This window comes from Rhodococcus chondri (genome assembly GCF_036327435.1).
Classification (GTDB): domain Bacteria; phylum Actinomycetota; class Actinomycetes; order Mycobacteriales; family Mycobacteriaceae; genus Rhodococcus; species Rhodococcus chondri.
Genome location: NZ_JAUZMZ010000032.1, coordinates 25,802 through 36,908, shown reverse-complemented (window position 1 = coordinate 36,908; position 11,107 = coordinate 25,802). Strand labels below are relative to the sequence as shown.

The 11,107-nt window shown below is 67.4% G+C and carries 11 protein-coding genes and 1 pseudogene; 4 read left to right on the top strand and 8 right to left on the bottom strand.

Annotated features, from left to right (window positions below; all coding sequences use genetic code 11):
• Window positions 1-256 (top strand): annotated as a pseudogene (locus Q8814_RS08275) (MarR family transcriptional regulator); the annotation flags it as partial.
• A 19-nt stretch (window positions 257-275) separates the two neighbouring features.
• Here the strand turns inward: Q8814_RS08275 and Q8814_RS08270 are convergent.
• The 5 genes from Q8814_RS08270 to Q8814_RS08250 all read right to left on the bottom strand — a co-directional run bounded on the left by Q8814_RS08270 (window position 276) and on the right by Q8814_RS08250 (window position 5,987).
• Window positions 276-1,427, bottom strand: a complete 1,152-nt coding sequence (locus Q8814_RS08270) for an acyl-CoA dehydrogenase family protein (protein ID WP_330151537.1) — start codon at window positions 1,425-1,427, stop codon at window positions 276-278.
• A 31-nt stretch (window positions 1,428-1,458) separates the two neighbouring features.
• On the bottom strand, window positions 1,459-2,976 hold the full coding sequence (locus Q8814_RS08265; RefSeq protein WP_330151536.1) for an acyl-CoA synthetase: 1,518 nt from the start codon (window positions 2,974-2,976) through the stop codon (window positions 1,459-1,461).
• A gap of 90 nt (window positions 2,977-3,066) precedes the next feature.
• Window positions 3,067-3,852, bottom strand: a complete 786-nt coding sequence (locus Q8814_RS08260) for an enoyl-CoA hydratase (protein WP_330151535.1) — start codon at window positions 3,850-3,852, stop codon at window positions 3,067-3,069.
• 160 nt (window positions 3,853-4,012) lie between these two features.
• Complete coding sequence (locus tag Q8814_RS08255) at window positions 4,013-4,909, bottom strand: alpha/beta fold hydrolase (RefSeq protein WP_330151534.1); 897 nt, start codon at window positions 4,907-4,909, stop codon at window positions 4,013-4,015.
• 103 nt (window positions 4,910-5,012) lie between these two features.
• Entirely contained in the window at window positions 5,013-5,987 is a 975-nt protein-coding gene (locus Q8814_RS08250; protein ID WP_330151533.1) for an LLM class F420-dependent oxidoreductase, read from the bottom strand.
• Window positions 5,988-6,026: 39 nt separating this feature from the next.
• Between Q8814_RS08250 and Q8814_RS08245 the strand changes: the two genes are divergently transcribed.
• From Q8814_RS08245 to Q8814_RS08235, 3 genes are all read left to right on the top strand, one after another.
• Window positions 6,027-6,749: an MOSC domain-containing protein gene (locus Q8814_RS08245; protein ID WP_330151532.1), complete on the top strand. Its 723-nt coding sequence runs from the start codon at window positions 6,027-6,029 to the stop codon at window positions 6,747-6,749.
• Window positions 6,750-6,843: 94 nt separating this feature from the next.
• Window positions 6,844-7,482 carry a hypothetical protein gene (locus Q8814_RS08240; RefSeq protein WP_330151531.1) on the top strand — a complete coding sequence of 213 codons (639 nt, stop codon included), beginning with the start codon at window positions 6,844-6,846 and terminating at the stop codon, window positions 7,480-7,482.
• Window positions 7,482-7,712: a helix-turn-helix domain-containing protein gene (locus Q8814_RS08235; protein WP_330151530.1), complete on the top strand. Its 231-nt coding sequence runs from the start codon at window positions 7,482-7,484 to the stop codon at window positions 7,710-7,712. The genes Q8814_RS08240 and Q8814_RS08235 overlap by 1 nt, the downstream gene beginning before the upstream one ends.
• Window positions 7,713-7,789: 77 nt before the next feature.
• On the opposite strand, the gene fahA is transcribed toward Q8814_RS08235, so the two are convergent.
• From fahA to Q8814_RS08220, 3 genes are read right to left on the bottom strand one after another with little or no spacing between them, the layout of a single operon-like run.
• Window positions 7,790-8,962, bottom strand: a complete 1,173-nt coding sequence (gene fahA / locus Q8814_RS08230; RefSeq protein WP_330151529.1) for a fumarylacetoacetase — start codon at window positions 8,960-8,962, stop codon at window positions 7,790-7,792.
• On the bottom strand, window positions 8,959-9,843 hold the full coding sequence (locus tag Q8814_RS08225) for a hypothetical protein (protein WP_330151528.1): 885 nt from the start codon (window positions 9,841-9,843) through the stop codon (window positions 8,959-8,961). The genes fahA and Q8814_RS08225 overlap by 4 nt, the downstream gene beginning before the upstream one ends.
• Window positions 9,840-11,042 carry a homogentisate 1,2-dioxygenase gene (locus tag Q8814_RS08220; protein ID WP_330151527.1) on the bottom strand — a complete coding sequence of 401 codons (1,203 nt, stop codon included), beginning with the start codon at window positions 11,040-11,042 and terminating at the stop codon, window positions 9,840-9,842. Before Q8814_RS08220 ends, Q8814_RS08225 begins: the two co-directional genes overlap by 4 nt.
• Window positions 11,043-11,107 lie beyond the last annotated feature (65 nt).

The window sequence follows — 11,107 nt, the reverse complement described above, 5'->3', positions numbered from 1 at the left end:
CCGCGACGTCGCCGCCACCATCGACACCCTCGCCGACCGGCGGTTCGTCGAGCGCACCCCCGACCCGCGCGACCGTCGTCGCAACATCGTGCACATCACCCGCCGGGGCCGGCAGCGACTCACCGACCTCGACGGCGTGCTCACCGCGGTGCAGGACGAAGCGTTCGCGCCGCTCGACGCCGACGAGCGCGAGCAGCTCGCGGCACTGCTCGGCAAACTCGTCGACTATCACACCCACCGGGAACGGACGATGTGATCGATGCGCGCCCTGCGGTTTACAGCGCTCGCGCGATGAGCGACTTCATCACTTCGTTGGCGCCGGCGTAGATGCGCTGGACGCGGGCGTCCTCGTACATGCGCGCGATGAGGTACTCGCGCATGTACCCGTATCCACCGTGCAACTGCACACAGCGGTCGACGACCTCGCACTGCTTGTCGGTCAGCCAGTACTTGACCATCGCCGCGTCGGACGGGTCGAGTTCGCCGCGCAGGTGGGACTCGATGCAATGGTCGAGGAAGATCCGGCTGGTGCGCGCGATGGTCTGGCACTCCGCCAGCTCGAACGCGGTGTTCTGGAACTCGAACAGGCTGTGCCCGAACGCTTGCCGCGCCTTGGTGTAGCGGACCGTCTCCTCGACCGCACGTTCCATCGCGCCCGCGGCCTGTGCGCCGATGATGAGGCGTTCCTGCACGAGCTGCGCCATCAGCTGGCCGAACCCGAGCCCTTCGGATTCGCCGAGCAGGTTCGACACGGGCACCCGCACGTCGACGAACGACAGCTCGGACGTGTCGGCGCCGTGCTGGCCGACCTTGTCGAGCACCCGGCCGACGGAGAAACCGGGAGTGTCGCGCAGGTCGACGATCAGCAGCGACACGCCCTTGGCTCCGGCCTTCGGGTCGGTCTTGACGGCGAGGACGATGACATCGGCCGACGATCCGTTCGTGATGAACGTCTTGGAGCCGTTGACGACGTACTCGTCACCGTCGCGGACCGCGGTGGTCTTGATGGCCTTGAGGTCGGAGCCCGCACCCGGTTCCGTCATGCCGATGGCACCGAGGATCTCACCGGTGGCCATGCCCGGCAGCCACGCCTTCTTCTGTTCCTCCGAGCCGTACTCGAGGATGTAGTGCGCGACGATGCCGCTGTGCACGGACACGCCGAACGCCAGATCCCCCGAGTAGCCCTGGGCGTCGAACACCGCAAGATCGTGCGCGAATGTCCCACCGCCGCCGCCGTATTCCTCCGGCACCGAGCACAAGAGCAACCCGAGCTTGCCGGCCTCGAGCCACACCTCACGATCGATGCGGTGCTGGGCGTCCCACTTGTCGGCGTGACCCATCACCTCCCGCTCGAAGAAGTCGCGGGCGAGACCGTAGACGGCACTGACCTCGTCGTCGTGCCACGACGGGATGTGCTTCTTCACCATGAATTCCTGTTCCTTGCCGTACCGGGATGGTTCAGATCGCGCGGAGTTCGCGCTTGAGCAGTTTGCCGCTCTGATTGCGCGGCAGCGTGTCGACGAACCGTACGGCCTTGGGCACCTTGAACGGCGCGAGCCGCTGCTTGACGTGGTCGATCAGTTCGCTCTCGGCGACGGTCTGCCCGTCCTTGAGCACGACCACGGCGGTGACGGCCTCGATCCACTTCTCGTCCGGGGTGCCGATCACCGCAACCTCGGCAACGGCCGCGTGCGTGTACAGCGCGTCTTCGACCTCCCGCGAGGCGACGAGGATGCCGCCGGTGTTGATGACGTCCTTGATGCGGTCGACGACGGTGATGTAGCCTTCGGCGTCGCGGGTGACGAGGTCGCCGGAATGGAACCAGCCGTCGCGGAACGCTTCCGCGGTGGCCTCGGGGTTGTCCCAGTAGCCCAGGCACAGCTGCGGCGACCGGTACAGCACCTCGCCGGGTTCGCCGTCGGGCACGTCGTTGCCGTTGTCGTCGACCACCCGGGTTTCGACGAACAGCACCGCCTTGCCGCACGACGCCGGTCGGGCTTCATGCTCCTCCGGCCGCAGAACCGTTGCCAGCGGCCCGATTTCGGACTGGCCGAAGCAGTTGAAGAATTGCAGGGCCGGGTAGCGTTCCCGCAGCCGGTTCAGCACGGTCACCGGCATGATGGACGCGCCGTACTGGGCCTTGCGCAGCGACGACAGGTCGCGGGTATCCAGGTCGGGGTGGTTGGCCAGCGGCACCCACACCGTCGGGGCGAGGAACAACGACGCGATCTTCTCGTCCTCGACGAGGCGCAGGATCTCGGGGATGTCGGGCGCGGGCAGCAACCGGATCGACGCACCGACCGCGAGGTAAGGCAGCATGAACACGTGCATGCCCGCCGAGTGGTACAGCGGCATGCAGATCAGCGGATTGTCGTCCGCCGCAAGCTCGAGGGCGATGATGGCGGAGGTGTACTCGGCTACCAGTGCGCGATGGGTCATCATGGCGCCCTTGGGTTTCGACGTCGTACCCGAGGTGTAGAGCAATTGCACCAGATCGGTGTCGGCAACGTCGCCGTCGAGGGTCGGCAGATCCCCGGTGGTGGCGATCGCCTGCAGCGAGTCGTCGGCGTCGCGCAGGGGGACGACGATCTCGGCGGGCACATCGGCGAGCACCTGGTCGACGTTGTCACGCAGCGCGGGGTCGACGAGCACCGCACCCGCACCCGACTGCCCGAGCAGGTAGCTCAGCTCCTCGCCCCGCAGCGCGTAGTTGACCGGTACGTGCACGAGTCCGGCGCGTGCAGCGGCGAGGTAGCCGATCACGTAGGCGTCGGAATTGGTGCCGTACGCCGCGACACGGTCGCCCGGGGACAGCCCCAGCGACAGCAGATGCGCCGCGGCGCGGGTGACGGCGTCGTCGAGTTCACGGTAGGTGAGGGCGCGAGCGTCGAAACGCAGGGCCACACGGTCTGGGAAGCGTGCCGCCGAACGACGGAGGACGCTGTCGACGGTATTCGAGCGCGGGTCGGGACTCATGCCGACGACTTTATAGGACGTCCAACAAGTGGTCCAGACCTAGCGCTCGATAAAGGGACTATCGCCCCCACGCTGCCATTCCGATCTACCTCAGCGTCCCTGCCACACCGGCGCCCGCTTCTCGACGAACGCCGACATTCCTTCCTGCGCATCACAGATCACCGCGTTCTGCGCCATCGTCTCGGCCATCGCCGCATAGGCCTCGTCCTGCGGCAGATCGATCTGCCGGTAGAACGCTTCCTTACCGATCTTCACCGTGGCGGGCGAGGCCCCGACGATCTTCGCGGCCAGTTCGGTCGTGGCAGTCTCGAGGGCTTCCGGTTCGACGACGAAGTTCACCAGCCCCCACTCGGCCGCGGTATGCGCGTCGATCGTGTCGCCCGTGAGCAACATCTGCAGGGCCCGCTTGCGCCCGACCGCGCGGCTCACCGCGACCATCGGTGTCGAACAGAACAGCCCGATCTTGACGCCGGGTGTGCCGAATTGCGCGTCGGACGACGCCACCGCGAGATCACACGCCGCCACCAGCTGGCAGCCCGCCGCGACGGCCGTGCCCTGCACCGACGCGATCACCGGCTGCGGGATCGACTGGACGGTCCGCATCATCTCGTTGCACGTGTCGAAGATGGCCCGCTCGTCCTCGAGAGTCCGGCCGATCATCTCGCGCAAGTCGTGGCCCGCCGAGAACACCGGGCCCTCCGCACGAACCACGATCACTCGTGCATCCGCGGACAATGCCCTCAACCCGGCGGTCACCTCTCGCATCGTCTCCGCGGACAGCGGGTTCCGCTCCCGGGGGCGGTTGAGTGTGAGCACGCCGATGCCGCTCGGTTCGTCGACGGCAATGAGGACGGGTGCGGTGCTGATGTCGGTCATGAACCTAAGCGTGCCCCACCCCGCCCCGACTCACCACCGGTGGTGTTTGCGCGTCGGTCGCGGGGGTACACCCACCCCAGATACGCCGACGTTCCGGAGCGTCGGGGTGTCGAGGTTGCACCGGTTCAGACCCGCGAGCTGATGCAGCCGCATATTCTGCTCATCCCGCGGCGGCCAATGCGTCGCCGCGGACCCGATCGAGCAGCCGGCCGAGCGCAGCCGCGACAGCGTCTGCGCGCTCGGCCAGAACGCGATGCCCGGCGCCGGGGATCCGCACGAGTTCGGCGCCCGGAAGGTACGACGCGATGGCTTCGGAATGAGCGATCGGCACGAATCGGTCGTCGGTCCCTGCCGCGATGAGGACCGGCACACCGGCAAGGGAACCGACAGAAGCGAACTCGTCGAGTACCGCGAACGCCGCCAGCAATCGCGACCACGTCACTACGGACGTCTCGTTGGCCAGCACCATTCCGAGTACTCGCAGCCACGATTCGGCCTCACGCCGGCGCCCCAGCAACGTGCACACCGCACCCCCGGCCCGCTTGGATCGTTCCATCACCCGGGGCGCTCGCAGCACCGCACGATGCAGCATCGATGCAGCTGGGTGACGTAGATACCGGCCGACGCCGTTGTCCGCAAGCCCGCCCGCAGCAGTCGACACGAGCGCGAGCCCCACAATCCTCGCCCCCACCGCGCCGGGGTGCAGGCGCGCATACGCGAGCGACACCATGCCGCCCATCGAATATCCGGCGAGCACGACCGGGCCGCGTGGCACGAGGGCGCGCAACACCGCATCGAGGTCGCGCGCGAGCTGATCGAAGGTGAACGACTCGACGTCACCTAACCCGGAGCGCCCGTGACCGCGCTGGTCGTAGCGCACCGCACGCACCGCGGACCCCTCGAGCTGCACCCCGACTTCGGCCCAGCAGGACGAATCCTGGCAGTGGCCGTGGACGAACACGACGGTCAGCTCGGCGTCGGCCGGACCGTCCACGTATGCAACAAGCGGCACACCGTCGTCGGCGGCGACAGTGAAGCGGGAAGTCGAATCGGGCATCGTCACTCCTGAAAGGAACCTGCCCGACATGTCGCTTCCCGGTTCCCTGTTGTTAACCATCGCAACCGAATCGTGACGCCCGCCGACGTCAGGGTGGTTCGGGTCAGCGTGGGGCGAGCGCTCTGATCATCGGTGAAGGGTCGCCGGGAGCGACGAGCGCGATGGCCGGCGTGGTCACGCCCGCCTCCATGTACCGCTCGAGATGCTCGCGGCACGCATCCGGGTCACCGTGCACGATCAGTTCGTCGACGACGCGGTCGGGGATAGCTTCGAGTGCCGCCTTGCGGTCGCCCTCCGCCCACAACCGCCACATACCTTCGAAGGCGTCGGAGCGTCCCAGGAATTCGTGGAAGGCACGGTAGACGGGCACGTTCATGTACGCGGCGATCATGCGGCGGCCGATGGCGCGCGCGGTGTCGGCGTCGAATCCGGGCAGCACGAAGATCCGCGCGACGATCTCCTTACCTTCCCCACCCGCGTGGACATAGGGCGCGACAGTGCGGACGTCGTCGGCCGAGAGCCAGTTGACGATCGCGCCGTCCGCTTCCTTGCCTGCCATCCGCAGCATGCCGGGGCGCAGCGCCGCGAGCAGCACCGGCGGAGTCGGCTCGGCCACGAGACCGGCACGGAAACCGTCGACGGTGAACGTGTCGAATTCCCGGCTCACCTTCTCGCCGGCCAGGGCGGAGCGCAGGAAGCGCAGCGTGTCGCGGGCGCGCTTGAACGGCTCTTCGAAGGGGATGCCGTTCCACTTCTCGACGATGACGTCCGACGAGGTTCCGACACCGAGCACGAACCGGCCCGGTGCGGCGGCCGCAAGGGTGGCGGCCGACATTGCCAGCGTCCCGGGGCCGCGGGTGTAGACGGGCACGATCGCGGTACCCAACCTCAGCGTCGGCGCCCACACGCTCGCGAGCGCGAGCGGGGTGAACGCGTCCGCCACGTTGGACTCGGATGACCACACGTCGGTGTAACCGAGATCGGGCAGTTCCTCGATCAGCCTTCTCTGATCCGGCAGTGGAATCCCGTCGAGGGGAATGGTCAGGCCCCAGCGTCGTACCGCAGCGTCTCCAGTCATGGGGACACCCTAGATGCGCAGGTCCGTATGCTGCGCGATGTGGAGGTTCTCGAGCTCTGGCGTTATCCGATCAAGTCGTTCGGCGGCGAACAACTGCGCTCGGCGACGATCGAGGCGGACGGACTGCGAGGCGACCACCTGTGGGCGGTCGTCGACGCGACCACCGGCGCTGTCGCGACCGCAAAAAAGGGCGCGTGGTCCCGGCTGCTCGAATGCCGCGCCCGACTGCTGGACGATACTGACCCCACCGATCCTGCTGCCCTCGAAGTCACGCTGCCCGGCGACCGCGTCTTCCACGGCGACGACCCGAAGCTGGTGCCGGCGCTGTCCGAATTCACCGGCCGCGAACTGACTCTCGAACGGCGTCCGCGCAGCTACGACCTCGCTCCACTGCACGTGCTGAACACCGCCGGCGTCGACGTGCTCGCCACGGGCGAGCCCACCGACGTCGCATTACGCCGGTTCCGGCCGAACATCGTCGTCACGGGCGGAACGAGCTTTGCCGAAAACCACTGGCTCGGAAGCATTCTGCGAATCGGCGGGATAACGGTCCGGCCGACGCAGCGCACCGGGCGGTGCGTCATGGTGACGCTCACGCATCAGGAGGTACCGGCCGTGCGCGACATGCTGCGCACCGTCACGAAACACAACGCCGTTCCGGTGACGGACGCCGACGACAGGCAAGCGCCGTGCCTGGGTATCTACGCCGACGTGACCACACCCGGAGCCGTGTCGGTGGGAGACCTGGTCCGGCTCGGCTGAACAGGACACAACAGCCCCCCTCTGGCCATATCGCTTGTCGATGCGTATAACGATAATCGATGCTATCGATATTCGATATGCGGGGAGGGAACCCATGAACGCCACGGACTTCGAGCCGATCACTCCTACCGAGACCTCGAAGAAGGACCGCCGCGACCTGTGGGCGTCGATCACGGTGTTCGCCCTGGTCGCGGCCGTAGTGATCGGCAATTACGCTGCGCGGCTCGCTGATCGGTTGAACGCCGGCATCGTCACCGCGCGCTTCTCCTTCGGTGACGTGCCCCCGCCGACGTTGACCTCACCGGCCGGCACCGACGTCCGAATCGCGTCGACGACCGAAGTCGAGATCCCCACCGACGCCGTGTCGCCGGCCGCGGTCGGATTCCTTCGGACGGCGGATGCGTTGGAAACGCTCGGCTACCTCGCCATTCTCGGGTTCCTGACCTGGATGGTCGTCCGGTTCCTACGGGGCAGGCTGTTCGACAGGGGTGCCATCCGCCTGGTCTGGGCCGCATCGATCGTCGCCATCCTCACGATCATCGCGCCGCAGTTCCCCCGGACCATCGGACCCAATCCGGCCATCCGCGACCTGGACTGGAACGACGGTGTGGACGTCGCGCAGCTCGGCCCAGAGTTCTGGTACGGCTACGTGTTCTGCATGGCCCTGTCCGCCGTCGCGGTGGCCCTGCGCATCGGCAGTCGAATGGCCCGCGACAGCGAGGGACTGGTCTGATGCCTCCCGAACCCGAGCACGCCGTGGTGTGTCATCTCGACAAGCTGCTCGCCGACCGCGGAATGACCTTGGCATACTTGGCGGAACAGGTGGGGGTGAGCGTCGTCAACCTGTCGGTGCTCAAGAACGGTCGGGCCCGGGCGATCAGGTTCTCCACCCTCACCGCGGTGTGTCGCGTGCTGAACTGCACCGTGGGTGAACTGTTGACCGTCGACGGCGTCCCGGAATAGGCGGCGTACCGGAATAGCCGACAACGACAACGATGCCCGGGACCTTGTGGGCCCCGGGCATCGTTACGGACCGGCAATCAAGCAGGCAGGATCCGATTGCGGACCTCACCGAACCCGATCCGCGTGCCGTTCGGGCCCGGAGCGGTCGCGGAGATGGCGATTTCGTCGCCGTCCTCGAGGAAGGTGCGGGTCTCGTCACCGACCTGGACGGGTTCGGCTCCACCCCAGGTGAGTTCGATGAAGGCGCCGCGCTGGTCCTTCTCGGGCCCCGAGATGGTGCCCGAGCCGAACAGGTCGCCGGTGCGGGTGGCGGCCCCGTTGACGGACGTGTGCGCGAGCATCTGCGCCGGCGACCAGTACATCTGGGCATACGGCGGACGCGACACGATATGGCCGTTCCATTCGACCGCGAGATCGATGTCCAGGCCCCACTTCTCGCTGCCCTTCAGGTACGGCAGCGGCTCCGGGTCCTGCACCGGGGTGTCGATGCGCGCGGCCTCGAGCGCGGCGAGCGGCACGACCCACGGCGAGATGGACGTCGCGAACGACTTGCCGAGGTTCGGGCCGAGGGGCACGTATTCCCACGCCTGGATGTCGCGGGCCGACCAGTCGTTGAGGATGACGGCGCCGAAGCAGTGATCGGCGAACTCGTCGGGGGTGATCTGCGAGCCCATGGGCGAGCCGACGCCGACGACGAAGCCCATCTCGGCTTCGATGTCGAGGCGGATCGACGGCCCGAAAACGGGCGCCTCGTCGTTCGGGCCCTTGCGCTGACCGCACGGCCGGACGATGTCCACACCGGAGGTCACGACGGTGGACGAACGACCGTGGTAGCCGACCGGCAGATGCTTCCAGTTCGGCATGAGCGGATCGGGGTTCTGCGGACGGAACAGACGCCCGAGGTTCGAGGCGTGATTCTCGGACGCATAGAAGTCGACGTAGTCGGCGACCTCGATCGGCAGATGCAGAGTCACGTCGGCGATCGGGTACACCGCGTCGTCGGCGACATCGCCGTCGATCATGGTCTTCAGCGCCGCGCGCACTTCGTCCCACCGCGCGCGGCCCTGCGCCATGAAGGCGTTGAGGGACGGCTCGGCGAAGACGATGTCGTCGAACAGTTGCGACAGGTCGAGCACCGAATCACCCACGCGGACACCGGCACGCGGTTCGGAATCGGCGGTGGAGAAGATGCCGTAGGGCAGGTTGTCCGGTCCGAAGAGCGAACCCTCCGGGATAGCGATCTTGGTCATGCGAGGGATCCTTCGGTGATCGGGGAGACGGACGACGGCACCAGACCCAGGTCGAGCAGGTCCGTCAGCGGATCGGCGATGCTGCAGGTGCCGAACGACGGGAACAGGTTGCGCGCTTCGGTGATGCGTTCGGCGGGCAGGCTGCCGAGACGGTCGGCGAGCACCGCGCCGTCCCGTTCCGCGAGCACGGCGGTCAACTCGGCACGGTCGGCACCACCCTGCGCGGCAGCGACGGCGGCCAGCACGTTGAGGAAGCCGTGCTGTTCGAATCCGGTTGCCGGATCGGTGTTCCGGACGGCGTGATGCAGTCCGGCAGTGGCCTTGAACTTCACCGCACCGGCGACGACGGTGTGGATCGCGTCGGCGAGTTCGGTCTCGTCCGGGTACGCCTCGGCGACAACGCCGCCGGTGCGGAACTTCGCTGCGTACGAGGTTCCGGCGAGCCGCGCCAGGATGCCGGGGCGGCGTTCGTCGCGGGGCACCTCGACGAAGAGGTCGACACCCGGTGCGCCCGCGGCGATTTCGTCGAGAGCGGCGAACAGGTCGTCGACGCTCTGCTCGGCGGTCACGGCGATCTCGAGTGCCGCGACCGAGACACCACTGATGGCGGCTGCCTGCTCGAGTGCCGCGGGCACCGCGGATGTGCCGGCAGGCACAGTCAGACTGAGCGCGAGCTCACCGGAAAGCGGTCGGGCACCGAGCAATTCGGCCAGCTCGCCGAGACGGCCGGCGGGGAACACGAAGGTCCCGACGAGCGAGGCGTGGTCGGAGGCGGCATGTCCGGCGTGGGCCGGCACGGCGACGTCGAGCGGCGCGTTACCGGGCGGGAACAGCGCGGCGTCGTCGCACAGTCCGGTCAGGAGGGGTCCGAAGTCCGTCACTGCGCACCCGCCTGATTGCGGCTCCAGCTGCCCGCGTAGGCCGGATCCTCGCAGGCGAAGGCGCCTTCGCCGAGTTCGAGCGGGCGGAAGGTGTCGACCATGACGGCAAGTTCGTCGAAGTACTCGACGCCGATGCTGCGCTCGTACGCGCCGGGCTGGGGGCCGTGGGCGTGGCCGCCGGGATGCACCGAGATGGAACCCTGACCGATGCCCGAACCCTTGCGGGCCTCGTAGTCGCCGCCGCAGTAGAACATGATCTCGTCGGAGTCGACATTCGAGTGGTAGTACGGCACCGGGATCGCGTCCGGGTGGTAGTCCACCTTGCGCGGCACGAAGTTGCAGATGACGAAGTTGTTGCCCTCGAACGACTGGTGCGCCGGCGGCGGCTGGTGGACACGGCCGGTGATCGGCTCGTAGTCGTGGATCGAGAACGTGTACGGGTACAGGCAGCCGTCCCAGCCGACGACGTCGAACGGGTGGTGCGGCATCAGATAGCGGGTGCCGACGATGCCGTGCGAGGTGCGGTGTTTGACGAGGACCTCGACGTTCTCGTCCTCGACCTGGATCGGCTCGGTAGGTCCGTGGAGGTCGCGTTCGCAGAACGGAGCGTTCTCGAGGAACTGTCCGAACTTCGACAGGTAGCGCTTGGGCGGAACGATGTGGCTGTTGGCTTCGATGACGTAGGCGCGCAGCGGCTCGTCGCCGGTGGGGATCCAGCGGTGCGTGGTCGCCATCGGCAGCTGTACGTAGTCGCCGGGCTTCGCGTCGAGGGTGCCGAACACCGTTTCGACCTTCGCGGTGCCCGACTCGATGTACACCATCTCGTCGCCGACCACGTTGCGGTAGAGCGGCGACTCCTTCTTGGACACGACGTAGGACAGGCGCACGTCCGGGTTGCCGAGGATCAGCCGGCGGCCGGTGACCACGTCGGTCTCGGCCCAGATCGTCTCGGGGAACAGCTTGTGGAGCTGGAGGTGCCGCGGCTTGAGCGGGTGGTTCGGCGTGGTGGCCTGGTCGGGCACCTTCCACTCGGTGGCGTCGACGATCGCAGACGGGATGTACCGGTGGTAGAGCAGCGACGAGTCGGAGGAGAAGCCTTCCTCGCCCATCAGCTCCTCGTAGTACAGGTTGCCGTTCTCGTCGCGGTGCTGGGTGTGACGCTTGGGCGGGATGACGCCGAGCTGTCGGTAGAACGCCATGGGTTCAGCTCCTCGCAGGTTTTTCGGCAGTGCGCGGCGACCGCCGCCTTGTTAGTACACACCTT

What these genes read in the sequence shown, in the direction of transcription:
- Q8814_RS08260 (WP_330151535.1), bottom strand. Translation starts at nt 3,852, where the DNA reads ATGACCGACATCAGCACCGCACCCGTCCTCATTGCCGTCGACGAACCG.
- Q8814_RS08240 (WP_330151531.1), top strand. Translation starts at nt 6,844, where the DNA reads ATGAACGCCACGGACTTCGAGCCGATCACTCCTACCGAGACCTCGAAG.
- Q8814_RS08235 (WP_330151530.1), top strand. Translation starts at nt 7,482, where the DNA reads ATGCCTCCCGAACCCGAGCACGCCGTGGTGTGTCATCTCGACAAGCTG.
- Q8814_RS08265 (WP_330151536.1), bottom strand. Translation starts at nt 2,976, where the DNA reads ATGAGTCCCGACCCGCGCTCGAATACCGTCGACAGCGTCCTCCGTCGT.
- Q8814_RS08270 (WP_330151537.1), bottom strand. Translation starts at nt 1,427, where the DNA reads ATGGTGAAGAAGCACATCCCGTCGTGGCACGACGACGAGGTCAGTGCC.
- fahA (WP_330151529.1), bottom strand. Translation starts at nt 8,962, where the DNA reads ATGACCAAGATCGCTATCCCGGAGGGTTCGCTCTTCGGACCGGACAAC.
- Q8814_RS08250 (WP_330151533.1), bottom strand. Translation starts at nt 5,987, where the DNA reads ATGACTGGAGACGCTGCGGTACGACGCTGGGGCCTGACCATTCCCCTC.
- Q8814_RS08255 (WP_330151534.1), bottom strand. Translation starts at nt 4,909, where the DNA reads ATGCCCGATTCGACTTCCCGCTTCACTGTCGCCGCCGACGACGGTGTG.
- Q8814_RS08220 (WP_330151527.1), bottom strand. Translation starts at nt 11,042, where the DNA reads ATGGCGTTCTACCGACAGCTCGGCGTCATCCCGCCCAAGCGTCACACC.